The 26,152-nt window shown below is 54.4% G+C and carries 21 protein-coding genes and 1 pseudogene; 17 read left to right on the top strand and 5 right to left on the bottom strand.

What is annotated here, in order from left to right; all coding sequences use genetic code 11:
• Positions 1 to 115: 115 nt before the first annotated feature.
• Entirely contained in the window at positions 116 to 1,021 is a 906-nt protein-coding gene (gene nlpI, locus C9I92_RS05325; protein WP_084712647.1) for a lipoprotein NlpI, read from the top strand.
• Positions 1,022 to 1,138: 117 nt separating this feature from the next.
• On the opposite strand, the gene C9I92_RS05320 is transcribed toward nlpI, so the two are convergent.
• From C9I92_RS05320 to C9I92_RS05310, 3 genes and pseudogenes are all read right to left on the bottom strand, one after another.
• Positions 1,139 to 2,017 (bottom strand): U32 family peptidase, encoded by an 879-nt coding sequence (locus C9I92_RS05320; RefSeq protein WP_047886508.1) that lies wholly within the window; start codon positions 2,015 to 2,017, stop codon positions 1,139 to 1,141.
• 12 nt (positions 2,018 to 2,029) lie between these two features.
• Positions 2,030 to 3,037, bottom strand: a complete 1,008-nt coding sequence (gene ubiU, locus C9I92_RS05315; protein ID WP_047886509.1) for a ubiquinone anaerobic biosynthesis protein UbiU — start codon at positions 3,035 to 3,037, stop codon at positions 2,030 to 2,032.
• 284 nt (positions 3,038 to 3,321) lie between these two features.
• Positions 3,322 to 5,341, bottom strand: a pseudogene (locus C9I92_RS05310) (sensor domain-containing protein).
• 203 nt (positions 5,342 to 5,544) lie between these two features.
• On the opposite strand from C9I92_RS05310, the gene ubiT reads away from it, so the two are divergent.
• The 14 genes from ubiT (at position 5,545) to deoD (ending at position 20,040) form a co-directional block, all read left to right on the top strand.
• Positions 5,545 to 6,066 carry a ubiquinone anaerobic biosynthesis accessory factor UbiT gene (gene ubiT, locus C9I92_RS05305; RefSeq protein WP_047886510.1) on the top strand — a complete coding sequence of 174 codons (522 nt, stop codon included), beginning with the start codon at positions 5,545 to 5,547 and terminating at the stop codon, positions 6,064 to 6,066.
• Positions 6,056 to 6,559: a GNAT family N-acetyltransferase gene (locus C9I92_RS05300; RefSeq protein ID WP_047886511.1), complete on the top strand. Its 504-nt coding sequence runs from the start codon at positions 6,056 to 6,058 to the stop codon at positions 6,557 to 6,559. The genes ubiT and C9I92_RS05300 overlap by 11 nt, the downstream gene beginning before the upstream one ends.
• Positions 6,560 to 6,732: 173 nt before the next feature.
• Positions 6,733 to 7,134: a DNA polymerase III subunit psi gene (locus tag C9I92_RS05295; RefSeq protein ID WP_047886512.1), complete on the top strand. Its 402-nt coding sequence runs from the start codon at positions 6,733 to 6,735 to the stop codon at positions 7,132 to 7,134.
• Positions 7,124 to 7,582, top strand: coding sequence for a ribosomal protein S18-alanine N-acetyltransferase (gene rimI / locus C9I92_RS05290; RefSeq protein WP_047886513.1), 459 nt, complete (start codon positions 7,124 to 7,126; stop codon positions 7,580 to 7,582). The genes C9I92_RS05295 and rimI overlap by 11 nt, the downstream gene beginning before the upstream one ends.
• 271 nt (positions 7,583 to 7,853) lie before the next feature.
• Complete coding sequence (prfC, locus tag C9I92_RS05285; RefSeq protein WP_207103331.1) at positions 7,854 to 9,434, top strand: peptide chain release factor 3; 1,581 nt, start codon at positions 7,854 to 7,856, stop codon at positions 9,432 to 9,434.
• A gap of 287 nt (positions 9,435 to 9,721) precedes the next feature.
• Entirely contained in the window at positions 9,722 to 11,848 is a 2,127-nt protein-coding gene (gene glgX, locus C9I92_RS05280) for a glycogen debranching protein GlgX (RefSeq protein ID WP_047886514.1), read from the top strand.
• Entirely contained in the window at positions 11,841 to 12,131 is a 291-nt protein-coding gene (locus C9I92_RS05275) for a DUF5363 family protein (RefSeq protein ID WP_084712648.1), read from the top strand. The genes glgX and C9I92_RS05275 overlap by 8 nt, the downstream gene beginning before the upstream one ends.
• Before the next feature lie 81 nt (positions 12,132 to 12,212).
• Positions 12,213 to 13,004: a TatD family hydrolase gene (locus C9I92_RS05270; RefSeq protein WP_047886516.1), complete on the top strand. Its 792-nt coding sequence runs from the start codon at positions 12,213 to 12,215 to the stop codon at positions 13,002 to 13,004.
• A gap of 221 nt (positions 13,005 to 13,225) precedes the next feature.
• Positions 13,226 to 14,491, top strand: a complete 1,266-nt coding sequence (locus C9I92_RS05265) for a NupC/NupG family nucleoside CNT transporter (RefSeq protein WP_047886517.1) — start codon at positions 13,226 to 13,228, stop codon at positions 14,489 to 14,491.
• Between the two features lie 485 nt (positions 14,492 to 14,976).
• A complete protein-coding gene (locus tag C9I92_RS05260; protein ID WP_047886518.1) occupies positions 14,977 to 15,147 on the top strand; it encodes a XapX domain-containing protein in 171 nt (56 codons plus the stop codon).
• Positions 15,148 to 15,594: 447 nt separating this feature from the next.
• Positions 15,595 to 16,368, top strand: a complete 774-nt coding sequence (gene deoC / locus C9I92_RS05255; protein ID WP_047886519.1) for a deoxyribose-phosphate aldolase — start codon at positions 15,595 to 15,597, stop codon at positions 16,366 to 16,368.
• Positions 16,369 to 16,600: 232 nt separating this feature from the next.
• Positions 16,601 to 17,932 carry a thymidine phosphorylase gene (gene deoA, locus C9I92_RS05250; protein ID WP_047886520.1) on the top strand — a complete coding sequence of 444 codons (1,332 nt, stop codon included), beginning with the start codon at positions 16,601 to 16,603 and terminating at the stop codon, positions 17,930 to 17,932.
• 11 nt (positions 17,933 to 17,943) lie between these two features.
• Complete coding sequence (locus tag C9I92_RS05245; protein WP_047886623.1) at positions 17,944 to 19,164, top strand: phosphopentomutase; 1,221 nt, start codon at positions 17,944 to 17,946, stop codon at positions 19,162 to 19,164.
• 150 nt (positions 19,165 to 19,314) lie between these two features.
• The gene (gene deoD, locus C9I92_RS05240; protein ID WP_047886521.1) at positions 19,315 to 20,040 is read left to right on the top strand and encodes a purine-nucleoside phosphorylase; all 726 of its coding nucleotides are present in this window, start codon (positions 19,315 to 19,317) and stop codon (positions 20,038 to 20,040) included.
• A gap of 167 nt (positions 20,041 to 20,207) precedes the next feature.
• On the opposite strand, the gene C9I92_RS05230 is transcribed toward deoD, so the two are convergent.
• Entirely contained in the window at positions 20,208 to 20,819 is a 612-nt protein-coding gene (locus C9I92_RS05230; RefSeq protein ID WP_047886523.1) for a YtjB family periplasmic protein, read from the bottom strand.
• A 169-nt stretch (positions 20,820 to 20,988) separates the two neighbouring features.
• Between C9I92_RS05230 and serB the strand changes: the two genes are divergently transcribed.
• Complete coding sequence (serB, locus tag C9I92_RS05225; protein ID WP_242551832.1) at positions 20,989 to 21,939, top strand: phosphoserine phosphatase; 951 nt, start codon at positions 20,989 to 20,991, stop codon at positions 21,937 to 21,939.
• Positions 21,940 to 22,133: 194 nt separating this feature from the next.
• Here the strand turns inward: serB and C9I92_RS05220 are convergent, their stop codons facing one another.
• A complete protein-coding gene (locus tag C9I92_RS05220; RefSeq protein ID WP_047886524.1) occupies positions 22,134 to 24,494 on the bottom strand; it encodes a PilZ domain-containing protein in 2,361 nt (786 codons plus the stop codon).
• A gap of 145 nt (positions 24,495 to 24,639) precedes the next feature.
• Here C9I92_RS05220 and radA point away from each other — a divergent pair, with 145 nt between their 5' ends.
• Positions 24,640 to 26,028: a DNA repair protein RadA gene (radA, locus tag C9I92_RS05215; RefSeq protein ID WP_047886525.1), complete on the top strand. Its 1,389-nt coding sequence runs from the start codon at positions 24,640 to 24,642 to the stop codon at positions 26,026 to 26,028.
• Positions 26,029 to 26,152 lie beyond the last annotated feature (124 nt).

The following is a 26,152-nucleotide window of genomic DNA, read 5'->3' as shown; positions in this document are numbered from 1 at the left end:
TGGGTTATCGGGGATTTGCCTCTGAGGCCCACTGGCTTTTGCTGTAAAGCCCTTCGTCATGGACCGTTTGGTATTATGCTAGAGATAAGTAAAGTCTCACCCAGGGAGAACTGCATTGATTGCAAATAGGATTAAACTGGCGTGCCTGGCATTCACTATGATGCTGGCAGGCTGCTCGTCACCGCCGTCGCAGTGGACTCAACCGCCGATGGCAGTTCCTTTTCAGCCGACGATTCAACAGCAAATTCAGCTGGCGCGTATCGATCAGCTACTCAGACGCGATGATCTGGACGGTAATACACTGGCTCAGATTTATTATGAGCGTGGCCTGTTGCATGACAGCCTGGGGTTACGCGACCTGGCCCGCCTGGATTTTAACCAATCCTTGTCGCTTAAACCGGATCAGCCGGATGTCTTCAATATCCTCGGGGTGTATTTTACCCAAAGTGCCCACTTTGATGCGGCCTATGAAGCCTTCGACTCCACGCTAGAGCTGAATATTCGCCACCCGTTTGCCCAGCGCAACCGCGGTATCGCCCTGTATTATGGCGGCCGGTATGATTTGGCCAGCGAAGATCTGAATGCCCATTACCAGCAGGATATCAATGATCCTTACCGGGTGATCTGGCTCTATCTGGTCGAGCTGGAAGTGGATGAGCAGCAGGCGTTGGACAAGCTGCGTCAGCGTTACGCCGCGGCGGACAAGCAGGACTGGGGCTGGCATATTGTCCGCCTGTATCTGGGGGAGATCAGTGAACGGGAGTTCCTGGGACAGATCACCACCGAAAGCGAAGACAATGAGGTGTTGGCAGAGCGTCTGACCGAAGCCTATTTCTACATGGGTAAGGTGTACCATCATAACAAGGATTACGCCTCAGCCCTGATGCTTTATAAACTGGCGTTGTCCGGCAATGTGTATGAGTTTGTCGAGCACCGTTTTGCCACGCTGGAGCTGAGCCGCCTGACGGCAGAAGCGCGGCGTGAGACACCGATGATTCCGGCTGAAGACGAAGACTCCTGACGAACGCTGAGTCGCCGTCAGGTCACGCCACAGCCCGGATTGGAACCTGCTAAGACAGTAAAAATCTTAAGCAAACAAAAAGCCGCGATCTCTCGCGGCTTTTTGTTTCTGCTTGGCTCAGTCCTGAATCGTCAGGCCAGCCAGATTATGCCAGTAACCGTTACAGTGATGGCCGTCTTCCAGCGGATAGCGGCTCTCGCCCTGACGGTTGGCCCTGAATTGGTCAACCGTTGCCAGGGTATCGACTCCGAGCGGGCTGAGGCGAATCACATCAACCAAGCCGTCCATGCCCGCCTGATCGTTGATCAGGTTATAACAATAGCCGGACTGGGTCTGGATACCGTTCAGGGTGAAGACTTTCTGGGACTCCTGGCTGTGTACCGTAATTCCATTCGGGTACTTGATACAGCAGGTTTCACAGTCATCTTTGGCGCGGTCTTCGGCACGGGCGGTGAAGCAGCGGGCAGAGTAGGCCAGCGGCAGGTAGCCGTAGCTGAACACTTCCGTTTCAAACTGATGGCGGATCCCCAGCGTGTCACAGTCGGTGAGCACATTCTGCAGCCACTCGCGGGACAGCTCGACCGGCATACACCAGCGTACCATGCCTTTATCCAGAAACAGTTTTAGCGTCTGGGCGTTGTAGCAGTTCACCGCAGGGCCGACCACAAAGGGCACCTTGCTTTGATGAGCGAGCTGAATGGCAGAAACGTCATTGGCTTCAATCATGAAATCGCCGTTGTCGACATACTTCTTCATGATATTCACTTCGCTGGGGGCTTCCAGCAGCGCCATGGTTGACAACACCACCTGTTTGCCACCAGCAGCCAGTTCTTTGGCTATCGCCAGCCAGTGCGCCGGTTTCATCTCCCGTCGCTTGGAGCAGACGGTTTCTCCCAGATAGATAATCTCCGCTGTGCTGTCTTTCGCCTGTTGGTAGAACGCCTCAACATCGGTTTGCGGCCAGAAATACAGAAGGGGGCCTAAAGCATATTTCATCGTGGACTCCTGTTATTGCCATTTCCGGTGGTAGGCACCGAGGGTGGTTTGTCGGCCCTCGGACACATTGCCAAGGCAGGCATCCCAGGCCGGGTCAACCTGATAGGTGTCTGGTGACGCCTGGTAGCGGTCAATGGCTGCGCGCCAGGTTCGGGTGACCTGCTCCACATAAGCCGGGCTGCGCTGGCGGCCCTCGATTTTGACCGACGCAATATTGGCTTTGAACAGCTCGGGCAGGATCGCCAGTGTATTCAGGCTGGTGGGCTCTTCCAGCGCATGGTAACGGCGAGACTCACCCTCTAGGCTGACATCAAAGCGGCCTTTGCACAGGGTCGGGTAACCGGCATTTTCACCGGCACGGTAACGATCAATCAGCACTTCATTCAAACGGGAATCGAGCCCCTGCTCGGTTTCCTGCCAGCGGACGTATTTTGCCGGAGAGCAGGCACCAACCGTGTTGGGGGATTCACCGGTCATGTAGGAAGACAGGTAGCAGCGCCCCTCAGACATGATGCACAGGCTGCCGAACGCGAACACTTCCAGTTCCACCGAGGTGGTACGGGCCAGTTGTTTGACCTGATGGATGGACAGCACGCGCGGCAGTACCACGCGTTTAACGTTAAAATTCTGCTGGTAAAACTCAATGGCTGCACTGTTGGTGGCGGAAGCCTGTACCGAAAGGTGCAGCTCCAGATCCGGGTAGGTGCGGGCGGCATATTCCAGTACCGCGATATCGGCCACGATCAGCGCATCGACGCCCAAACTGGCAGCCGTATCGACTGCGCGCCGCCAGCGCTCGAAACCGTCTGGATGGGCGAAAGTATTGAGGGCAACATGCAGTTTTCGCTGGTGATCACGTACGTACTCGACGGCTTTGTCCAGTTTGCGTCCGGTAAAGTTCAGGCCGGCAAAATGGCGGGCATTGGTATCGTCTTTAAAACCGATATACACCGCGTCGGCACCGTTATCTATGGCTGTTTTCAGCGCCGGCAGGTTACCGGCGGGGCAAAGTAGCTCCATAATCTTTTTATCGACCAGTGTTGGATGAAAAATAGTGGGCAAATAGTAGGGGGCGAAGGGACGGGGTGTATTGATATCAGGCAGGTTTTGTTGAGTTTAGGCCGCCGGGGGGATAATTTTATGCGCTGGCAACTGGCAACTGGCAACTGGCAACTGGCAACTGAGGCTTCGGTGTTTCCCGTTTCAGAATCGGGGGACGGACAACTCACATGCGCCATCCCCCCCGGTGGCCGTGCTGGATAACGCATGCAAGCGCTGTGGGTGAAGGTACCTGATAAAAAAGGTCAGCTTACCCGGGCATGTTTGTGCAGGATCGCCTCCAGCTCGTTTTTGGGCAGGGGCTTGTAGAAATGGAAGCCCTGAATTGAGTCACAGTTGAGGTTCGACAGCAGAGTTGCCTGCTGGCGGGTTTCAATCCCCTCTGCGACGACACTCATGTTCAGTGCTTTGCCCAGATTGATGATGTTTTCGATCAGGGTCAGCTGCTTGGGAATGGTGTCGATATCCTGAATAAAGGCCCGGTCGATTTTCAGCTCATCAAGCGGGAAACGGGCGAGATACGAGAGCGAGGAATAACCGGTGCCGAAGTCATCAATCGACAGGGCAAAGCCCAGCTGCTTAATTGCATTAAGCATCTGAATGGCGTGCTCGCCATCACTCATAACCGCGCTTTCCGTCAACTCGAAAGTGATGTCAGCCGGATTGACCCGAGTATCCCGGCGCAGCTGATCCACAATTTGGATCAGGTTCGGGTTACCGAACTGCTGTGGCGACAGATTGATGGCCACCTTTCCTGCGAGCAACCCCTGATCTTTCCAGCGTTTTACCGTGGTAAACACTTCCCGAATCACGGTTTGTCCCAGTTGTTCAATCAGCCCGGAGCGCTCAGCGACCGGAATAAACTGGCCGGGGCTGATGTAACCTTCGACCGGATGTTTCCAGCGTACCAGAGCTTCCGCGCCGCAGATCGCAAAATCGCGGGCATTGACCTTGGGTTGATACCATACTTCCAGGCCATTGTTTTGCAGTGCCTTTTGCAGTTCAATCTCCAGCCACAACAGCATGCGCGCTTCTTTGTTCATCTCATGGCTGAACTTCACCATCCGGTTCCGCCCGCGGTTTTTCGCTTCATACATCGCGGTTTCGGCATTTTGCAGCAGCAGGCGGGCATCCGTTCCGTCATCGGGGGCACTGATCAGTCCGATTGAGCAGGCGAGGTGCTTGCGAAAGTGGTGCAGGTTGAACGGTTGGTTGATCATGCTGATCACCGGTTCGGCTGTGCTCCGGATTGGGCAGCAGGATGGCAAATTCATCGCCGCTGAGGTGGCCGATAATGGCTTCCTCCGGCAGTTGGCGGCGCAGCCGTCCGGCAATTTCCTGCAGCACCTGATCCCCGATATGGTGACCGAGTGAATCATTGATGTTCTTGAAGTTATCGACATCCAGATACAGCAGGCAGAGCGGGGTTTCCTGATGCAACAGCTGATCGAGACGGCGACTGAAGCCGTGGCGGCTGAACAGCCCGGTCAGCGGGTTGGTGAACAAAAGGTGATCCAACTTGTCCTGGCGGGAAGCCGGTCGGCTGTTGTCCTGCAGCAATACCAGCTGGGCCGGAGAACCAAGTTGGCTGATCGGTCTGGCGGCCAGTCGCACGGCCCGTTGTACCGGACAGCGGCGGCTGGTCTGGCAGTTCAGGGTTTCGCCTTTGCCCAGTGATGCCAGCTGTGGGAATTGCAGCGGCTGGTTGTTGCCGTCCACCAGCAATTTGCCGAGTTCGGTGTTCTGAATATCCTGCGGAAACTCAAAACCGAGCAGCATGGCTGCCTGCGGGTTGGCGGAGACCACCATGTTATTGACCACGATCAGGCTGCCGTCATCGATCAGGGCATTCAGTGCCTGTACATGCTGTTCCAGCTCCTGAATGGACTGAGCCAGGATCTGGCGCTCAGAGGTGTCCAGACAGTGCATGACCACCGCCGCAACACGGCCATCCGGCTGATGAGACAGCGGCCGCAGGCTGAACTGCATGCTGGTGTCATGCTGGTTGTCGTTCAGAACGACCTCACTTTCCAGGCTCTCGCCCTGAAAAGCCCGCTCGTAATAGGGGCGGATGGCCTGATAGAAAGCCGGCCCCAGCGTGTCGATATCATTGCGGCCAATCAATGCATCCGGCGTCATGCCACTGATTTCGCTGTAGCGGTTATTGACGATCAGATAGTGATGATGGGGGTCCAGCACAGCCACCAGAAACGGGCTGTTATCGGTCAACAGGGGAAACCAGTACTTAAGTTGCTCTGTCGGCATGATAGTTAACATGTTATCCGTGTATGGCTGCCATCCAGTTCGGCGGGGCGACAGGTAGTTTTCTCGTTACTATATAGGCCAGTAGGGCTCAATACCAAACTTTACGCGGTCAAAGGCGCTTTTTTTGACTCAAGGCATGAAATCGGTCTCGGGACTTGCCATACAATCCTTCTATAACAAGACCCAGACAGGAAAAATAAACAGTGATTACCGAGCTGAGAAAACAGCTGGTCCGACGCGGACCGGCGTTATTGCGTATTCCCGCGAAACTGACACCGTTTGCCCTGCAGAAAAAGGTGATGCTGGAAGGGCTGGGTATGGTGTTCCGGGAAGCCCTGGAAGACGGTGATTTTGACTTTCTCGAAGATCGCTGGCTGAAAGTGGAAGTCCGCGATCTGGGGTTATGCTGGTATATCAGCTACCGTGATGAGCAGCTGGTGGTGGCCGATAAGGTCGAGCAGGAAGACGTCAGCTTTAGTGGCGAATGCAATGATCTGGTTTTAATTGCTGCGCGCAAAGAAGATCCTGATACACTGTTCTTCCAGCGCCGTCTTCGTATTGAAGGGGACACCGAGCTGGGGCTGGAAGTGAAAAACCTGATGGACAGTATCGACCTGGATTCACTCCCTGCACCGGTGCAATTTGTTTTGCAGCAGTCAGCCGATTTCATCCACAAAGGGATGGCGGAGCCGATTGCGCATAAAGAGGTTATGAATGCTCATTAGATCCGAGTCGCCGGCAGATATCCTGCCGATTGAAGCGTTACTCAAGTCAGTGTTTGACACTGAAGCAGAAGCCAATCTGGTGCAGCGGTTACGGGAAAACGGTAACCGAACACTGGCACTGGTGGCTTGCAATGATGACGGTGAAGTGATCGGTTATGCCTTTTTCAGTCCGGTGACCCTCGACGGGCAGGATGACAACTGGCAGGGGCTGGCACCGATGGCGGTCAGTCCGGCTTACCAGGGCCAGGGTATCGGACAGGCGATGATGGAAGAAGCCAAGCAGACACTGGCCGAGCTGGGTTACCCGGTGGTCGTGGTGCTTGGTCACAGCGAGTATTACCCGAAGGCCGGTTTTGAACCGGCCGTCAACCATGGCCTGCAATGCCAGTGGCCGGTTCCGGAAGAAGCCTTTATGGTGTTGGAACTGATCCCGGGCACCTTAGCCGGGCGGCAGGGCACCATTGCCTACTGCGAAGAATTTTCGGCCCTGTAACGGATGCGCTGCTGTCGCGGCCGTATACCGGCAGCCATGGCCAGTAGGCCGGGCATGGCTGGGAAGCGGAAGATACCACCTGCGGGTGGTATTTTTTTTGCCATTTTCCTGCCGTCTGGGCTGCAGGATCTGGTAGTATCCCCGCCGGAAGTGAGCATCATCGAGGTGAGTGGATGAAACAACGTGATTTACAGCTGATGAAAGAAATGGGGCTGACCTACTGGCAGGTCAGAAAACCGGACTTTTTTCCGGGCTGGGAGCGTTCGGCGATTGATCTTCCGGCTTCCTGCCAGCTGTTGTTTGTGTGCGATGACGAGCTGGATGAACACGATCGCTGGTTGTTCGGCCGTATCCTCAGCAGCATGAAACTGTCCCCGGAGCAGGCAATGGCCTTGCCGTCGGCGGCGGTTGAACTGGTGCGCGAACACCACCTCACCTGGTGCTGGGTGGCAGGCTGTGAAACAGCCCATCCGGCCGGGTGTCAGTTACTCACCTCGATATCACTGAAACAGATGCATACCAACCCGGCCGCGAAAAAGGCCCTCTGGCAACAAATTTGTTCATATGACACTTAAGATTGTACCTCTGGCGCCACATCATCTTGATGACGTATGGCGTATCGAACAGGCGGCTCACGCCTTTCCCTGGGCGGAATCCCTGATCCGCAAAGAACCCAATAGAATTGCGGTGAACCTGGCACTGGAGCTGAACGGCAAAGTGGCCGGTTATTGTTTCGGTCAGCTGGTGGCCGGAGAAGCGACCCTGCTGAACATTGCCGTGGATCCGGCGTGTCAGGGCAAGGGCTACGGTAAACAGCTGCTGGAGGGGTTTATCGACGAGATGGCCTCCCGCGATGCGGAGGAAATCTGGCTGGAAGTGCGCGCCAGCAATACCCGTGCATTTCAGCTCTACGAAGCCCTCGGGTTTAACGAGATTAACCGCCGTGAAGGCTATTACCCGGCCGAGAACGGGCGAGAGGATGCGTTGATCATGACGTACCCACTTATGCTGTCAGCCGGTTAATCAATAGTTGCGCGTTAACGCTGTTGCTTTGGGCGGAGTTTGCGTATAATTCCGCCATTCTTATCGCTCCCATACATTATCCGTCACGCGGCACCGCAGAGGAAAAACAATGTAACTGATTGTTGTACAACCCATCCTCATATCTGCGCAGGCAGAGGACGGCGTCTGGTCACAGGCTTGATCAGGCACGCTATATGGAGCTCGGTAGCAAGCGCCCGGTGACGGCATGCTGCCATTCGATTTTGAAATCTCTCACAGGATTATCAACGCTATGTCTTTTCTTACTGAAGTGGGCAAACGCCGTACGTTTGCGATCATTTCTCACCCGGATGCGGGTAAAACCACCATCACTGAAAAAGTACTGTTGTTCGGAAACGCGATTCAGAAAGCCGGTACGGTTAAGGGCCGAGGCTCAAACCAGCACGCTAAATCCGACTGGATGGAAATGGAAAAAGAGCGTGGGATCTCGGTAACCACCTCGGTCATGCAGTTCCCGTACAACGACTGTCTGGTGAACCTGCTGGATACCCCGGGACACGAAGACTTCTCGGAAGATACCTACCGTACCCTGACTGCTGTTGACTCCTGTCTGATGGTAATCGACGCAGCGAAAGGTGTTGAGGATCGTACCCGCAAGCTGATGGAAGTAACCCGTCTGCGTGATACGCCGATCATCACTTTCATGAACAAACTGGACCGTGACATCCGCGACCCGATGGAGCTGCTGGATGAAGTGGAAAGCGAGCTGAACATTGCGTGTGCGCCGGTATCATGGCCGATTGGCTGTGGTAAAGAGTTCAAAGGGGTGTACCACATCCACCGTGATGAGACGATCCTGTACGCGACCGGTCAGGGCCACACCATTCAGGAAGTACGCATCGTCAAAGGTCTGGACAATCCTGAACTGGATGACGCTGTTGGTACTGAACTGGCTGAACAGCTGCGTGAGGAGCTGGAACTGGTACTGGGTGCGTCCCACGAGTTCGATCAGGAAATGTTCCTGAAAGGCGAACTGACGCCAGTGTTCTTCGGTACGGCTCTGGGTAACTTTGGTGTTGACCACATGCTGGACGGACTGACGAAGTGGGCACCTGCGCCGCTGCCACGTCAGGCGAACGAGCGTGAAGTGTCTGCCACCGAAGAAAAATTCTCCGGCTTTGTGTTTAAGATCCAGGCAAACATGGATCCGAAACACCGTGACCGTATTGCTTTCATGCGTGTGGTATCTGGGACTTACACTCAGGGCATGAAGATGAACCACGTGCGTATTGGCAAGCAGGTGAGCATTTCAGATGCAGTAACCTTCATGGCCGGTGACCGTGCCCGGGCGGAAAACGCCTTTGCCGGTGACATCATTGGTCTGCACAACCACGGTACGATTCAGATCGGTGATACCTTCACCCAAGGTGAGTCGCTGAAGTTCTCCGGTATCCCGAACTTTGCACCAGAACTGTTCCGCCGTATTCGTCTGAAAGATCCTCTGAAGCAGAAGCAACTGCTGAAAGGTCTGGTTCAGCTGTCTGAAGAAGGCGCGGTACAGGTGTTCCGTCCGCTGCAAAACAACGATCTGATCGTGGGTGCGGTGGGTGTGCTGCAGTTTGACGTGGTCGTTGCTCGCCTGAAAGCGGAATACAACGTTGAAGCTATCTACGAAGGCGTTAACGTTGCAACAGCACGCTGGGTAGAGTGTGGTGACAGCAAGACGTTTGAAGAATTCAAGCGTAAGAACCAGTCTAACCTGGCACTGGACGGCGGCGATAACCTGACCTACATCGCGCCGACGATGGTAAACCTGAATCTGGCCAAAGAGCGCTTCCCGGACGTCGACTTCCGCGCGACCCGCGAGCACTGATCGGGGCCGTCATGCGCCCTTGGGCGATGACGCTGACTTTCAGGCCGTCACATCTGTGGCGGCCTTTTTTATGCCCGCTTATTTTACCCCTTTTCTTCTCAATTTTATTTGCATTGTCTGCATTGTTAGCGGCGTCAGTATCCCCGTTCCGTACCACAATCACGGGTACGCCACCGTTTTGTGAAAAGTCCCCCTTTTTCATCAATTTGTGTCTAGTATTCTTTTGTGTGCATATGATTTGATGGATGGCTGACACCATTCGAACGGTACAACCACGGAGACGGCACATGGCCATTGCAGCAGACACGCAGTTAAGGGCACTCGCACCGGCGAGTGAGGTGTATACCAGGCAAGGGGAAGCGCACCCGCTGGGGGCCAGCGTGCAGGAAAGCGGGGTTAATTTCAGCCTTTATTCCAAAGACGCTACCCGGGTTTTGCTGCATCTGTTTGAGGATGCCGATGCGACGTGCCCGAGCCATACGTTTGAACTCAATCCCTTGCGGCATAAACGTGGCCATTACTGGTTTATTTTTGTCTGTAACATTGGTCACGGCCAGATTTACGGGTTCCAGGTAGATGGCCCCTGGTTGCCGGAAAAAGGGCTGCGTTTTGATAAAGACAAGATATTGATTGATCCCTACAGTCAGGCCATTTGCTTTGGTAACAACTACCGCCGCGAGCGGGCAATTGGTCCGGGCGGCAATATGGACGCCTGCATGAAGAGCATGGTGGTCGATCAGCTCGGTTTTGACTGGCAGGGCGTGCCCGTGCCCAGCCATTCGCTGACCGAGACCATTATCTACGAAATGCACGTTGGTGGATTCACCAAACACCCGAACTCCGGCGTTGCGGCAGACAAACGCGGCACCTTTGCCGGCGTGATTGAAAAGATCCCTTATCTCAAAGCGCTGGGCGTCACCGCGGTAGAGTTACTGCCGGTGCAGCAGTTTGATGTCAGCGATGCTCCGGACGGCCACCCGAATTACTGGGGGTACAGCCCCATCAATTTCTTCTCGGTGCATGCTGGCTACAGCGTGGACAATGATCCGCTCAGTGCCATCAATGAATTCAAAACTATGGTAAGGGAGCTGCACAAAGCCGATATTGAAGTGATTCTTGATGTGGTGTTTAACCACACCGCGGAAGGCGATGAACACGGGCCGACGTTCTGCTTCAAAGGGCTGCAGAATGGTGCCTATTACCTGGTTGATAAAAAGAACGGCCAGTACCGCAACTACAGTGGCTGTGGCAACACCTGCAATGCCAATCACAGCGTGTTTCGGCGAATGATCATTGATGCCCTGCATTTCTGGGTGACGGAAATGCGGGTGGACGGCTTCCGGTTTGATCTGGCGTCAGTGCTGGCGCGTGACAGTCGCGGCCAGCCAATGAAAGAGCCGCCGCTGCTCTGGTCTATCGATTCTGACCCGATTTTGTGCGGCACCAAAATCATCGCCGAAGCCTGGGATGCGGCCGGGTTGTATCAGGTGGGCTCGTTCATCGGCGATCGCTGGAATGAATGGAACGGAAAATTCCGCGATGACGTGCGTGCCTTCTGGCGGGGAGACAACGGTTATGTCAGCCGTTTTGCCTCAAGAGTGCTGGGCTCCCCGGATATTTACTGCGGACGGCAGCATTCTCCGCACCGCTCGGTAAATTTTATCTGTGCCCACGACGGTTTTACCCTCAATGATCTGGTTAGCTACAGCGAAAAGCACAACTGGGCCAACGGCGAGAATAACCAGGATGGCGACAACCATAACCTGTCGAGCAATTACGGAGTCGAAGGTCCGACCGAACTGCCGGAAGTGGAGGCGATGCGCCATCGCCAGTGCAAGAACATGCTGGCCACGCTCTACCTGTCGCTCGGGATGCCGATGCTCAATATGGGGGATGAAGTGCGCCGCACCCAGCAGGGCAATAACAATGCTTACTGCCAGGATAATGAAATCAGCTGGTTTGACTGGAGCCTGGTCGACAAAAATCAGGATTTACTGCGCTTTGTGACGCTGCTGGGGCAAATTCGGCGGGCAGAGCCGACCCTCGACTGGAACATGCACCGCTCTCTCAGCTCTGTGGTGGAAAACGTCAACATCCGCTGGCACGGGGTGGAGCCGAATAAACCGGACTGGTCGGAACATTCGCATTCTCTGGCGCTGACGGTGTATCACCCCATCACCCAGGATGAGCTGTATGTGGTCTGCAATGCTTATTGGGATCCGCTGGCTTTTACTCTGCCGGATCGCGACAGCAGCGAATGGCATGTGGTGATTAACACGGCGAAACAGAGCCCGGATGACATTTACCCGATCAATCAGGCTCCCCGTTATCCGCACCGTACCATTCTGGCCTCGGGACGTAGTATGATCGTCATGATAGCCAAGTCAGTACAGCAGGATGAGAAGTATGATTAGGGTAATAAAACGTTGGGTGGCCGCGTACGATCGCTGGTGCGAGAGAATGGGGCTGGTTCCGGAGAACCGCCGCTGCTGTGCGCCAGTGCGTTACGATGAAGATGATCCGCGTCATCCTGACCAACGCCGCACGGCGTGTCGGGGAGGCACCATGCCATCCCATGCTGGCGATACCGATATTGGTGCTGATGCCAATGCTAATGTTAATGCAGGTATCGGTTCCAAGGTCTGTGACCAGCCTGTGACACATATCAACAGCGCAAAATCAGATGCCAACGGATAACAGCCGCTGGCCAGAGGCGCTCTGGCCGGTACTTTGGCCTGCGATGCCGAGATTCGCAGCCGCAGGCGGGAGCATACCAGGATGATAGACAGCCATTGCCATTTTGATTTTGCGCCATTTAGTGAAGACCCGGCTCATTATCTGGCGCTGGCGCGTCAGGCCGGGGTGAACAAACTGGTGATACCGTCGGTGGGGGTGCGCAACTGGCAGGCGGTACGTCAGCTCGCCACGGAGCAAGACGGGGTGTACTTTGCCCTCGGTCTGCACCCGTTTTTCAGTGCAGATCATACCGTTGCCGCCGAGCGGCAACTGGCGGCAGAGTTGGAAGCTGAATCACTTTTGAGAGCAAAAAATCGGTCACACTGCGTAGCGGTGGGTGAATGTGGACTAGACTTTGCCATTGCAGAGGTCGATCGTGATCAACAGCTTACGTTACTGTCATCCCAGCTCAGGCTGGCGAACCATTACGGCTTACCGGTAATTTTGCATTGCCGTAAAGCCTACCCGGAATTGTTGCGGCTGCTCAAGCAGATCCCGCCGGTCGCCGGTGGGGTATATCACGCTTTCAGCGGCAGTCTGGAGCAGGCCAGACAGATGATTGATCTGGGCCTGAAAATCGGAGTCGGGGGAACCATCACTTATGAGCGAGCAAAGAAAACGCGTGCCGCCATAGCGCAGCTGCCTTTGTCGGCACTGTTGCTGGAAACCGATGCCCCCGATATGCCGGTGGCCGGCTTTCAGGGCCAGCCGAATCGTCCCGACCGGTTGGTTGCGGTGATGGATGCGCTGGTTACGCTGCGATCGGAGCCCCGGGAGGAGATCGAAAAAGTCATCACCTTAACCACAGCTGAACTTTTTCATATTCCCCATTGAACGGGCGTCACAGATTTAAAAACGATTGCGCTAACGGTTGCGTAAAAGCTCTAATGTTTTGTGATGGCACTCACGTTTGCTGCTGAGCTTGCTATCTCTTTCCTTGCAAACTGTGAAGCGGGCATTATTTTATCCGGCGCCGCATGAGTATAATGCGCCGGACTCTTAACTGAGCCGAATTGTCGAGACGCCAAACTTAACTTAAAGGGATGCCATAAACTATGAGCGTGTTTATGAGCCTGGTTGGGATGGTGGTACTGCTGGGTCTGGCAGTGCTGTTATCTGATAACCGCAAAGCTATCAATCTACGTACTGTTGGTGGTGCATTTGCCATCCAATTTATTCTGGGTGCATTTGTTCTGTATGTACCTGTTGGCCGTGATGTGCTGTATGGCATGTCAACCGCGGTTGCTAACGTTATTTCCTACGGTAATGACGGTATCAACTTCCTATTCGGTGGCCTGACTTCAGACAAAATGTTTGAAGTATTTGGTGGCGGTGGCTTTGTCTTCGCCCTGCGTGTTCTGCCTGTTATCGTGTTCTTCTCTGCACTGATCAGCGTGCTTTACTACATGGGTATCATGCAGGTTGTAATTAACATTCTGGGTGGTGCACTGCAAAAAGCACTGGGCACATCTCGTGCGGAATCCATGTCTGCAACAGCTAACATCTTTGTTGGTCAAACGGAAGCGCCTCTGGTTATCCGTCCGTTCGTACCAAAAATGACTCAGTCTGAGCTGTTTGCTGTTATGTGTGGTGGTTTGGCATCTGTAGCGGGTGGTGTACTGGCGGGTTACGCATCAATGGGTGTTCCTCTGGAATACCTGATCGCGGCATCTTTCATGGCTGCACCGGGTGGTCTGCTGTTCGCGAAAATCATCAAGCCTGAAACTGAAGAGCCAATTGAGCAGCTGGCAAGTGATGCAACGGCAACGGGTGATGATAAGCCTGCTAACGTTATCGATGCTGCGGCAGCGGGTGCATCTTCTGGTATGCAACTGGCACTGAACGTAGGTGCGATGCTGCTGGCATTCATCGGTCTGATCGCGCTGATCAACGGTATGCTGGGTGGTATCGGCGGTTGGTTCGGTATGCCTGAGCTGACGCTGGAACTGATTCTGGGTTACGTGTTCTCACCACTGGCGTTCCTGATTGGTGTGCCATGGGAAGAAGCCACTATTGCCGGTTCTTTCATCGGCCAGAAACTGGTTGTGAACGAATTCGTTGCTTACCTGAACTTTGCGCCATACCTGGCGGAAGGGGCGGAAGTGGTACTGTCTCCTAAGACTGAAGCGATTATCTCCTTCGCACTGTGTGGCTTCGCTAACCTGTCTTCAGTAGCGATCCTGCTGGGTGGTCTGGGTGGTCTGGCTCCAAGCCGTCGCCACGACATCGCACGCTTCGGTATGAAAGCGGTTGCTGCAGGTACATTGTCTAACCTGATGTCTGCAACTATCGCTGGTCTGTTCGTGGGTATGTCACTGTAATTCCCCGTCAGATTACCGACAACGCCGCAGCACTGTCTGCGGCGTTTTTGTTTTCCGTCCTTCTCATCCCGGTGATACCTCACCATCATTGTTTCCTCCCACGGCTTGTGCTTCATTAGCGCTTTCGGCATTACGCCAGTCAGAGCGTTATCCGCCTTCGGGCTGTAATTGTCTCCGTCTGTTTCTGAACCTGATTCGTTAAAGCGTGCCATTTTCTGAAATGCACCTGTCTCTACTCGTCCCTAATCTGAGGTGCCGGCAATCATCAGCGAGTGCTGTCAGGGCTTGTCGTTTCAAGGCCAAGTGGGGGCTTGTGTGAAGGTATTGGCGTTCAACAGATAGGGTAAACATCGAAATGGCTGTTTCCATGACGTGCCATAAAATCGATTGCGCTCCGGTTTCTGCTCATTTCCTTTGCTAGCATTACATTCGTTGCCGGGCAGACTACACTTCTTCTTGTGCTGTTTTAGACAGAGAGCAAGAAGATGAGTGAAGTACTTTTAGCGTTACTGGCGGGGTTTATTGTTGGGATTGTGTTTTCAGCCATTAAGCTGCCCATTCCCGCCCCTCCTGTCTTGTCCGGCGTGATGGGAATCGTCGGGGTGTATATCGGCGGCATTGCCTATCAGTGGCTGGTGGAGCGGTTTTTTTCCTGACTACCAGGGCTGAATTTTAACCCTTAAAGTTGTGCGTGTTTATTCTTGGGGTAAACACATTGTCCACGCTGGGAAACGTAACTTTCATGGTGGCAGTCAGGCGCTCTTGGTATGATGTCAGGGCACCATCACAAACACATTACGGTTGTTTCAGTTTGTCTCTTAAATATTGAGATATGAATCAATAAGACTGATCAACATCAACGTGAGCCGAATCTGGCACCAGATTCGGTGTAACGGTGACACGGATAGCAATCAGGCTGACGATCTCGCGTCGTTGGTCTGAGTCTTCAAGGAGTCAAGTCCGTATTACCCGCGGTCGCAGACCAACAGTCGGGTAGCACTGTTCGCATAGGCGGGCCGTTTGGCGGTGGCGCATACGTTAACCGTCAGGCGTATGGAACAGTTTCTGAAGCTTGATAGAACATAACTGGACTGGAGATAGTCATGAGCGATTTAAAAGCTGCTGCACTGCGTGCACTACAACTAATGGATCTTACCACTCTGAACGATGACGACACTGATGCGAAAGTGATCGAATTGTGTAAGAACGCCAAGACCCCTGTTGGCAACACGGCGGCAGTCTGTATCTACCCACGTTTTATCCCAGTTGCGAAGAAGCAGCTCCGTGAACAAGGCACGCCAGATGTTCGTGTAGCGACAGTGACTAACTTCCCGCACGGCAACGACGACATCGACATCGCCGTTGCAGAAACCAAAGCTGCTGTGGCCTACGGCGCCGATGAAGTGGATGTGGTATTCCCGTACCGTGCCCTGATCGCCGGTAACGAAGAAGTCGGTTTTGAACTGGTGAAACAGTGTAAAGCGGCTTGTGGTGACGTGCTGCTGAAAGTGATCATCGAAACCGGTGAACTGAAAACGCCTGAGCTGATCAAGAAAGCCTCTGAAATCTCCATCAACGCTGGTGCGGATTTCATCAAAACCTCCACCGGTAAAGTGGCAGTAAACGCGACGCCGGAAGCGGCAGAAATCATGCTGACCGTGATTAAAGACATGGGCGTTGAGAAAACTGTTGGCTTTAAGCCTGCAGGTGGCGTTCGGACCGCAGAAGATGCCCAGCAATTCCTGGCGATGGCTGACCGTATTCTTGGCGCTGAGTGGGCAGACAACATGCACTACCGCTTTGGCGCATCAAGCCTGCTGGCTAACTTGCTGCACACCTTGGGTGAAGGCGAAAAAGCGGCTGAAGGCGGCTACTAATCTTTCCAGGTAAGGTGGCGCAGTGCCACCTTACTTTTTGGTCAACAAACCATCTGAATTGTGACTCTTTACTGCCTGGTTCCTCGCTGAACCTGTGTGTCAGGAAGAGGCGGCTTCTCTTCGCCTGAAAATCGATCCTGACAGTTGAATGTGTGCCAGCCTGAATAGCTTGTGTGGTTGGCGATGCGGTAAAGGATCTGACCCTACATAAGACTCTGACTGGGGAAATACCATGTATTTACCACAAGAAATTATCCGCAAGAAACGTGACAACATCGAGCTGACCGCTGACGAAATTAACTTTTTTGTCCAGGGCATTGCCAAAGACACCGTATCTGAAGGCCAGATTGCAGCCTTTGCAATGGCGGTGTACTTCAATGACATGACCATGGCTGAGCGTGTTGCCCTGACCTGTGCAATGCGTGATTCCGGCATGGTGATTGACTGGAGCCACATGAACTTTGACGGCCCGATTGTCGACAAGCACTCGACCGGCGGGGTGGGCGATGTTACTTCCCTGATGCTGGGCCCTATGGTGGCAGCCTGTGGCGGTTACGTCCCGATGATTTCCGGCCGTGGCCTGGGTCACACCGGTGGTACGCTGGATAAGCTGGAATCGATCCCTGGCTACGATATCTCACCAAACAACGATGTGTTCGGTCAGGTTACCAAAGACGCAGGTGTCGCGATTATCGGCCAGACCGGTGATCTGGCTCCGGCGGATAAGCGGGTGTACGCGACCCGTGACGTGACGGCGACCGTGGATAATATTTCCCTGATCACAGCATCGATTCTGTCGAAAAAACTGGCCGCGGGCCTGGGTTCGCTGGTCATGGATGTCAAAGTCGGCTCCGGCGCTTTCATGCCAACCTATGACGCCTCTGAAGAGCTGGCGAAGTCTATTGTGGCAGTGGCCAACGGCGCCGGTACGAAAACCACCGCGCTGCTGACCGACATGAACCAAGTGCTGGCATCGACTGCCGGTAATGCACTCGAAGTCCGCGAAGCCGTGCAATTCCTGAACGGTGAATACCGCAATCCTCGCTTATTTGAAGTGACCATGGCATTGTGTGCTGAAATGTTGGTAAACAGTGGCTTAGCGGCTGATCTTGATCAGGCGACCGAGAAACTGCAGGCCGTGCTGGACAACGGCGAAGCCGCCAAGCGTTTCGGTAAAATGGTGGCAGGGCTGGGTGGTCCGGCTGACTTCATGGATAACTACGACGCGTACCTGGAAAAGGCAGAGATTGCCAAGCCAGTCTTTGCCGAGAAGAGCGGTTACGTATTTGCTATGGATACCCGTGGTTTGGGTATGGCCGTGGTCGGCATGGGCGGCGGTCGCCGGGTTGCGGCAGATACCATCGACTATGCCGTGGGTCTGAGTGACATGATTCGCCTTGGTGATGTGGCTGATGCCGATACTCCACTGGCAGTGATTCACGCCCGAAACGAAGCCCAGTGGGAAGAAGCCGCGAAAGCCGTTCGCGCCAGCATAACGATTAGCGACGACAAGCCGGAGCCAACGCCTGTTGTCTACCGCCGTGTTCGCCCGGAAGATGTTTAATGGAGTTCAAAATGAAACGTTCTATTATCCTGGTACTTGATTCATTTGGTGTAGGTGCCACTGAAGATGCTGTGCAATTTGGGGATGTGGGTGCCAATACCCTGGGCCACATTGCACAGGCCTGCGCCCGTGGCGAAGCCGACAACGGCGTACGCAGCGGCGCGCTGAAACTGCCTAACCTGAACAAGCTGGGACTGGGTAAAGCCTGTGAGGAGTCTTCAGGTTATTTCCCGGAAGGTCTGGATCCGAACGCGGAAATTACCGGTGCCTATGGCCACGCCAAAGAACTGTCGTCCGGTAAAGACACCCCGTCTGGTCACTGGGAAATTGCCGGTGTGCCGGTACTGTTTGACTGGGGCTACTTTACCGACCACAGCAACAGCTTCCCGCCGGAACTGCTGGACCGCATCGTAGAGCGTGCGAACCTGCCAGGTTACCTGGGTAACTGCCACGCATCGGGTACACAGGTACTGGACGATCTTGGCGAAGAACACATGAAGACCGGTAAGCCAATTTTTTATACCTCGGCGGACTCTGTGTTCCAGATTGCCTGCCACGAAGAAACATATGGCCTGGATAACCTGCTGGCACTGTGTCAGATCGTGCGTGAAGAGCTGGAAGACTACAACATCGGCCGTGTTATTGCCCGTCCGTTCATTGGTCCGGGTAAAGGCCAGTTTGAGCGTACCGGTAACCGTCGTGACCTGTCTGTTGAACCACCATCGGCCACTGTGCTGCAGAAGCTGGTGGATGAAAAGGGCGGCGAAGTGATCTCTATCGGTAAGATTTCCGATATCTATGCCGGCTGCGGGATTACCAAGAAAGTGAAAGCGACCGGTATTCCGGCGCTGTTTGAAGCCACTGTTGAAGAAATCAAAACCGCTGGTGACAACAGCATCGTCTTCACCAACTTTGTTGATTTTGACTCAGCCTACGGCCACCGTCGTGATGTGGCAGGTTATGCTGCGGCACTGGAATACTTCGATGAGCGTCTGCCTGAAATTCTGGCGATGCTACAGGAAGATGACGTGCTGATCATCACGGCTGACCACGGCTGTGACCCAACTTGGCCGGGTACAGACCACACGCGTGAGCATATCCCTGTACTGGTTGCCGGTCCTAAAGTTAAACCGGGATCTCTGGGCCGCCGCGAAACGTTCGCTGACATCGGTCAGTCACTGGCGGAACATTTTGGTATCTCTGACATGGAATACGGTAAGTCGTTCCTGTAAGCCTTGCAGATCACGAATTGACTCACACTCCGGCGGTTTCGGTCTATATTTGTCCTAGATCGAAACAGCCGTTGAAAGACTCGTATACATTGGGGTTGGAAAACCGGAAGTTATCCTGTCCAACCCACAGAAAATATTAAGGAATCAATAATGGCGACTCCTCACATTAATGCTGAAATGGGCGATTTTGCTGACGTAGTACTGATGCCGGGTGACCCACTGCGTGCGAAATACATCGCAGAGACCTTCCTGGACGATGCCAAAGAAGTGTGTAACGTACGCAATATGTACGGTTTCACCGGTACGTACAAAGGCCGCAAGATTTCAGTGATGGGCCACGGTATGGGTATCCCGTCTTGTTCTATCTACGCGACTGAGCTGGTTAAAGACTTCGGTGTGAAGAAGATCATTCGCGTGGGCAGCTGCGGTGCAGTGCGTGATGACGTAAACCTGCGTGATGTTGTGATCGGTATGGGCGCATCAACGGACTCAAAAGTGAACCGTATTCGCTTTGGTGGCCACGATTTTGCCGCACTGGCGGATTACGGCATGGTACAAAACGCGGTTCAGGCAGCTAAAGCCAAAGGTATCGACGTGAAGGTGGGGAACATCTTCTCGGCAGACCTGTTCTACAACCCGGACTTTGACTTCTTCGAAACCATGAAGAAATACGGCATTGTGGGTGTGGAAATGGAAGCGGCCGGTATTTACGGTCTGGCGGCAGAATACGGCGCGAAAGCCGTAACTATCTGTACAGTGTCTGACCACATCCTGCGTGGTGAGGCGACGACGTCGGAAGAGCGTCAGCTGACTTTCAACGAGATGATTGAAATCGCGCTGGAGTCGGTACTGCTGGGCGATGCGGAAGACGCATAATCGCTCACGGGATGACAGCAAAAAGGGCTTGCCGATTGGCAAGCCCTTTTTTGTTGTGGGGCAGGTTGTGGGGTCAGTATGGTTGAACCAGGGCGGCTATGTCAGGGAGGAAACCGTTACTGTGTTAGCGAGCAGAAACGGCCATCGACAAGCAATCAACAGCTGACTTATTCCGGCTTGTTGGCGTTCAGCAAAAACGGAAAGTGCCAGATGTCTTTGCGACGGCCAAAGGTGAAGGCGAGCAGAAAACCAATCGCCAGCGCGGCAATGATCAACCCGCGAATCACATTGGTGACATAATCAATATTCTTCAGGGTATCAGCCAACAGCTGATCGTGCTCCAGCGTGATGCGGATATAACCGACCACCTGATCCTGGTTCATTACCGGCTCAACCAGTTGTTGACGGCCGATACTGGCGACCGATAACGGGGTGGACAATCCGGTGACCTGCTCCAGCGGCATGGCATCTTCGGCCTGGGCCAGTGTGACGCCTTCCAGATCGTAGATGGTGGCATCAAGGATCAGCGGCTCGCGCGACAGCTGCTCGGCCAGTGCCTGAAGCGGATCATGGTTTTTCTCAACCAGATTGAGCGAAGCCGTTTCGGCGGCCTGACGAATCGCCAGACGCGAAAGTTGCTGGGTCTGCTCGCTCAGGGCGCGGTAGTTACGTTTGGTCAGATCCGAACCGTATTCCAGCATGGTGAACAGAGCGGCCAGACAACTGAACACCACAAAGAGCTGCCAGGCGCGTTGAAAGCGTGATTTTTTCAATTTCATGGTTTCACAGTACCTTAGATACCATAGTGGTTATAGCGGTGCTTTTAGCGTCACAGCACCTCTGACACGATGGTTCCCGTGATGCAATCTTCATATGGGGGGTTGCCCAGGTAATTTGCTATGGGGTAACGTGTACCCAGACGTTTACTTTAACACGGATGTATTGCCAGTGCTTAATATTCGAAAACACACCACTTTACTCAAGCGTTTCCCGTCAGTGGCGACGGCCACCAATTTGGATCGCCAGCGCTCTTCCACCCTGATTTATGGTCAGGGCCTGTACGGCGAGGTGATCGACAACATTGAAGCTGCCTACGAAGAGCCGCTGAATGTGACCGCCGCCTGGAAGGTTGGGGAGTACGACTGCCTGCTGCTTGATAACCCGTATTCATTGCTGCTGGAGCAAGCGGTGGTCGCCCAGAAAGTCGACATTGCTGACCTGCGGGATCTGCCGGTGCTGCGTGAACCGGGGCTGCTGGTGATGGACATGGACTCGACCGCGATTCAGATTGAGTGTATCGATGAAATTGCGGTGCTGGCCGGTGTTGGTGAGCAAGTCGCCGAGGTAACCGAGCGGGCCATGCAGGGCGAGCTGGACTTTGAACAGAGCCTGCGTGAGCGGGTGGCAACCCTGACTGGGGCTGATGCCTCCATTCTGGCGGCTGTACGCGAGCGCTTGCCCCTGATGCCGGAATTGCCGGAGCTGGTAGCCAGCTTGCACCACTTTGGCTGGAAAGTGGCGATTGCCTCCGGCGGATTTACCTATTTCTCGGATTATCTGAAAGACACGCTGGAGCTGGAACATGCACAGTCTAATACTCTGGAAATCATTGAGGGCAAGCTGACCGGGCAGGTATTGGGTGACGTGGTGGATGCCCAGAAGAAAGCGGAAATTTTGCGTACTCTGGCCGCACAGCATGACATTCCATTGCACAACACGGTCGCTATCGGTGATGGTGCCAATGATCTGGCGATGATCAATGCTGCCGGGCTGGGCGTGGCTTACCATGCCAAGCCAAAGGTGGAAGCTGAAGCGCCGGTCGCTGTGCGATTTGCCGATCTCGGGGCGGTGATCTGCCTGTTGTCAGCGTCATTGTTGCCGCAGCAGCTTAACTGGTAATCACGGCTGAACGAAAAAAGCGGGGCGCCTCCGTCGGATGCGCCCCGCTTTTTTGGGAGTTCCTGGTTCGTGAGTTCCAGGTTCTTGAGTTTATGATTCGTGAGTCCCTGCTTTGTGTTGCTGTATGAATGGCGCGGTGATCTGTTTTGTGGCCTGTTTTTTGAGCCGTCGTATGAGCAGCCAGCCCGACTGGCTTACTGAATTTCCAGCCGAATCAGCACCTCATCGGTGATATCCAGCAACTCCCCGCAGCCAATCAGGGCGCTAAGCTCTTCTTCCAGTGCCCTTGCCCGGTGCAGCGTTAAGCGGGCCAGCTCGCCGAGCTCTTTGCCGATCAGGGCAGTCATCGGACTCAGAACCGGTACCGCAGTCACCCTGACAGCCATAAATTCCCCGTAATGGCGCGCCTGTTTGATGAACTGGATCCGATCATCAACACTGTCGAACTCGTCCAGCAGCTTGCTCTTGAGGCGCAGCAGTTTGTCGCCGTCGCGCTCAATGTGCAGATACAACTCATGGATGTGCGGCTGGCGAATCTCAACCGGACGCATGGTTTCTGCCAGCATACGTTTGATTCGGTTGCGAAAGAGCGGCTCCAGTGAATAACCGTTGCCGCCGGTGGTCTGGTGAAACAGCCGGATCAACGGCGGTGGCGGGAAATTGCAGCCGATCGCTTTCAGCCGGACTTTGTGATCCACCTTCTCCGCGAAATACGGAATACTGCACAGCCGGGTCAGCAGCAGTTTGTGCATCGCCATCAGCAGCTCCCCTTGTGGGAGCTGTTCTTCCTCGATCACCAGTCGGTTCTCGTTGTGCTGGATCAGCTTGCGCAGGAAGTGCTCGCTTTTGGCTGCCTGGGCACCGCTGCCGGTGGTCAGCTGGATATTGCAGTGATCAGGGCTGATTCGGACGATCTTGTACGGAATGTTGTACAGCGGCGCATTGCGATCAAGTTTTTGCAGCTGCGGGAATGAGATCGCGACATCATCGCCCCGCTTGGCAACAACCGGGGCAGGCAGGCGCAGGTTCAGGCCGCGGGTGGAAAAATCGATGCTGACAGCCGGTTGTATCGGCTGATCGTCGAGCTGGAACTCAACCGGCGTTTCAAACAAATAGCGGTCTTCACTGCGCTGGGGCTTAGGGTCAAAATAGATAGCCCTGGCTGAGGCGACGGGATTACGTGGGTGGCGAAATGCCTGCAGCGCTTTGCCCGGCAGACTGGGTTTGACCGACAACCGGTAATCCTGACGGGAAAGCGGGTTGGTCAGATCCTGCAGCAGCCCGATGTGCGTCAGGGTACTGAGCTGCTCGGCCATGTCCGGTGCGATGTCTTTCAGCCAGTCAAGATCGTCTTTTTCGATCGATTGCAGGGTCAGGCGCATCACCTGCCAGCTGTCGCGTTGGGCACCGATGTGCCAGAACAGCCGTCGCTGCTCACTGTCCATCTCCGGAATGGCGGCCGAGTAAAAATAGGTTTTGTTGTCATGCTGGTGGCTGAAGCCGTAAATCAGGGTGCTGGACTGTTTCAGGCCGGATTTGCCTAAACTGGCGATGCGGGGCTCAGACAGCAGATGGTTCAGCATCGGCTGATTGCGTTCATCGTGCCAGCGTTCCCACAGGTGGCGGTTATGCTGAGTCAGCAGGCTGTATTTCAGTTCCGAGCCGGCAAAAAACAACGGCATCGCTCCGCTGTGCTTGAGAAAGCAATGTTCATAGCCTCGGGTGCGTACCTGAATCACCTTGTCGTCATGATTCTGGCGCAGGCGGCTCTGGGAGCGATGCAGGCTGTGGTCTATGGCTGTTCGCAGAATCTGGTTGTCGCCAACCACTTTGAGGCGCAGCCACTTGTAACTGTCGTTGTCGGGGTTTTCATCAACCCCGAGGATCCGGTAGGCTACACCCTGATTCAGCTTATCGTCATTGAGCACGTCAGCCAGTTTGGGAAAACGGGCGGTAATGTCCATCCCCAGGTGATAGTTGAACGCCGCCGGTACTTTAAAGCGGGCACCGGAATAGGACAGGTCGGCGGTAAAGCCATGAATCATTTGACCGAGCGGCAGCTCAAGAGTTACCGGAGTCGCTATTTTCAGGCGGTTTTCATTGCGGGTCAGGTAATGGCCAAACCGGATCAGCGGCGCATCAAACTGGGTATCGCGCTGCGATACCGCCACGTCGGGAACCGGGCTGGGTTGCAGTTTGCCTTGTTGGTGCATCACCCGGAAATTGTTGCGGGTGTTCATCAGCGCTTCATACAGGCCAACCCGGAACTTACCACCGTAAGCGTTAATGCGTTTATGGTAGGTGTTAATGGCAACGTCATCCAGCCAGTGCTGAATACCGTGCAGTTCGTACGGGCGACATTCCCCCTTCACCCTGCCTCGCAGATCAACGGCCTGACGACATGGTGTCATCAGCCGGTGCAGCTCCATTTTTATCTGCAGCTTGGTCGGTCCGTCCTCGCCATCAGTCATCATTTGGAAGACATTGTCAAAGTCTTCGCTGTCATAAGCGGGAATCAGCTGTTCGATCAGTCCTTTGTAAGCATCAAGCAACATAGTTCTTTTTTATTATTAACCTCTTCGTTTATTATCGGTATTTTGCCCTAAAAACTGAGTCAGTGATCAACGCTCGGCCCGATTTTTTACATAAAGCAGATCTCTTCGGGGATACTGTGAGTTTATACAATTTTCAAGGTGATACATGGCTAAAACCAAGCGTGCTTATGTCTGTAGCGACTGTGGAGCCGATTTCCCCCGCTGGCAGGGGCAGTGTAGCGCGTGTGCCGCATGGAATACGATAACGGAGTTTACCATACCGAAAACCCGTGCTGCCGTTGGCGGGGCTGCCGCAGCAGGCACCAGTAGCTATGCTGGCAGCTCGACCAAAGTCCAGAAGCTGTCGGAAGTCGAAAGCAAGGATCTGCCGCGCTACAGCTCGGGCGTGTCTGAGCTGGATCGGGTGTTTGGCGGTGGTATCGTGCCGGGTTCCGTGCTGTTGCTGTGCGGCGACCCGGGAGCCGGTAAGTCAACGCTGCTTCTGCAAAGCATCGGCGCGGTGGCGGCAACCAAGTCAGCGTTGTACGTGTCCGGGGAAGAGTCGATTCACCAGATCTCCCAGCGCGCCAAACGTCTGGGTATCGATCACCTTGATAAGATCAGCGTAGTGGCTGAAACCTCTGTTGAGCAGGTGCTCAACCATATCACCGCACAAAAAGCGGAGTTTGTGATCATTGACTCGATCCAGACTATGACTGTTGCCCATAACGATTCGGCGGCCGGCAGCCCGAGCCAGGTGAAGGAATCGGCGGCGGCGTTGACCCGGTTTGCCAAAACCGAAGGGGTCACTTTTATGATCGTGGGTCACATCAATAAAGACTCGAATGTGGCCGGCCCGATGCAGCTGATCCACATTGTCGACGGGTTGTTCGCGCTGTCTTCTACGGCCGATGAAAAATTCCGGGTGTTGCGGACCTCAAAGAACCGTTTCGGGGCCGATTCCGAGTCCTGCTTCTTTGCCATGACGGAAACCGGGATGAAGCAGGTCAAGAACCCGTCGGCGATTTTCCTCAGCCGCTCGAACAAGAATCACGCTGGTTCGGCGTGTACCACATTGTGGGAAGGGACGCGTCCGTTGCTGGTGGAAATTCAGGCGCTGTGCAACCAGTCCGTGACGGAAAACCCGCGTCGGCTGACGGTCGGCTATGACTCGAACCGCCTGGCGATGTCGATTGCCGTTCTGGCCCGCCATGGCGGGGTGATGCTGTCGGACATGGACATTTTTGTGAACTGTGTCGGCGGGATCAAGGTGGATGAGACGTCTGCGGATTTGGCGGTGCTGCTGGCGATTTTCTCAAGCTTTAAAAATGCCCCGATCCCGCAGGATGTGCTGGTCTTCGGGGAGATTGGCCTGAATGCCGATATTCGTCCGGCGGCCAATGGAGTCGAGCGTATCCGCGAAGCGGCCAAACAGGGTTTTACCCGGGCGATTGTGCCGAGAGCTAATGCCAGCCGTCAGGTGCCGGGGATTGAAATTATCCCGGTCGAAGATTTGCAGGAAGCCCTGACTGCGTTTGATCGCGTGTGTGGCTAAAGAGTGTGGCTAAAGCTTGCTGGCGAGCACTAAGTGGCGCATACATCACATAAGCAGTAATAACAGCAATAAAAAACCGGGCTCAGTGCCCGGTTTTTTTAGTTTGGCTACGCCATATTGCTCA

The organism is Photobacterium ganghwense, from assembly GCF_003025595.1.
In the GTDB taxonomy this organism is placed as follows: domain Bacteria; phylum Pseudomonadota; class Gammaproteobacteria; order Enterobacterales; family Vibrionaceae; genus Photobacterium; species Photobacterium ganghwense.
This window is presented reverse-complemented; position numbering and strand designations above follow the sequence as displayed.

What these genes read in the sequence shown, in the direction of transcription:
- C9I92_RS05300 (WP_047886511.1), top strand. Translation starts at nt 6,056, where the DNA reads ATGCTCATTAGATCCGAGTCGCCGGCAGATATCCTGCCGATTGAAGCG.
- deoD (WP_047886521.1), top strand. Translation starts at nt 19,315, where the DNA reads ATGGCGACTCCTCACATTAATGCTGAAATGGGCGATTTTGCTGACGTA.
- C9I92_RS05295 (WP_047886512.1), top strand. Translation starts at nt 6,733, where the DNA reads ATGAAACAACGTGATTTACAGCTGATGAAAGAAATGGGGCTGACCTAC.
- C9I92_RS05275 (WP_084712648.1), top strand. Translation starts at nt 11,841, where the DNA reads ATGATTAGGGTAATAAAACGTTGGGTGGCCGCGTACGATCGCTGGTGC.
- C9I92_RS05230 (WP_047886523.1), bottom strand. Translation starts at nt 20,819, where the DNA reads ATGAAATTGAAAAAATCACGCTTTCAACGCGCCTGGCAGCTCTTTGTG.
- radA (WP_047886525.1), top strand. Translation starts at nt 24,640, where the DNA reads ATGGCTAAAACCAAGCGTGCTTATGTCTGTAGCGACTGTGGAGCCGAT.
- ubiU (WP_047886509.1), bottom strand. Translation starts at nt 3,037, where the DNA reads ATGGAGCTACTTTGCCCCGCCGGTAACCTGCCGGCGCTGAAAACAGCC.
- C9I92_RS05320 (WP_047886508.1), bottom strand. Translation starts at nt 2,017, where the DNA reads ATGAAATATGCTTTAGGCCCCCTTCTGTATTTCTGGCCGCAAACCGAT.
- deoA (WP_047886520.1), top strand. Translation starts at nt 16,601, where the DNA reads ATGTATTTACCACAAGAAATTATCCGCAAGAAACGTGACAACATCGAG.
- prfC (WP_207103331.1), top strand. Translation starts at nt 7,854, where the DNA reads ATGTCTTTTCTTACTGAAGTGGGCAAACGCCGTACGTTTGCGATCATT.
- C9I92_RS05270 (WP_047886516.1), top strand. Translation starts at nt 12,213, where the DNA reads ATGATAGACAGCCATTGCCATTTTGATTTTGCGCCATTTAGTGAAGAC.
- C9I92_RS05245 (WP_047886623.1), top strand. Translation starts at nt 17,944, where the DNA reads ATGAAACGTTCTATTATCCTGGTACTTGATTCATTTGGTGTAGGTGCC.
- glgX (WP_047886514.1), top strand. Translation starts at nt 9,722, where the DNA reads ATGGCCATTGCAGCAGACACGCAGTTAAGGGCACTCGCACCGGCGAGT.
- deoC (WP_047886519.1), top strand. Translation starts at nt 15,595, where the DNA reads ATGAGCGATTTAAAAGCTGCTGCACTGCGTGCACTACAACTAATGGAT.
- C9I92_RS05260 (WP_047886518.1), top strand. Translation starts at nt 14,977, where the DNA reads ATGAGTGAAGTACTTTTAGCGTTACTGGCGGGGTTTATTGTTGGGATT.
- C9I92_RS05220 (WP_047886524.1), bottom strand. Translation starts at nt 24,494, where the DNA reads ATGTTGCTTGATGCTTACAAAGGACTGATCGAACAGCTGATTCCCGCT.
- C9I92_RS05265 (WP_047886517.1), top strand. Translation starts at nt 13,226, where the DNA reads ATGAGCGTGTTTATGAGCCTGGTTGGGATGGTGGTACTGCTGGGTCTG.
- rimI (WP_047886513.1), top strand. Translation starts at nt 7,124, where the DNA reads ATGACACTTAAGATTGTACCTCTGGCGCCACATCATCTTGATGACGTA.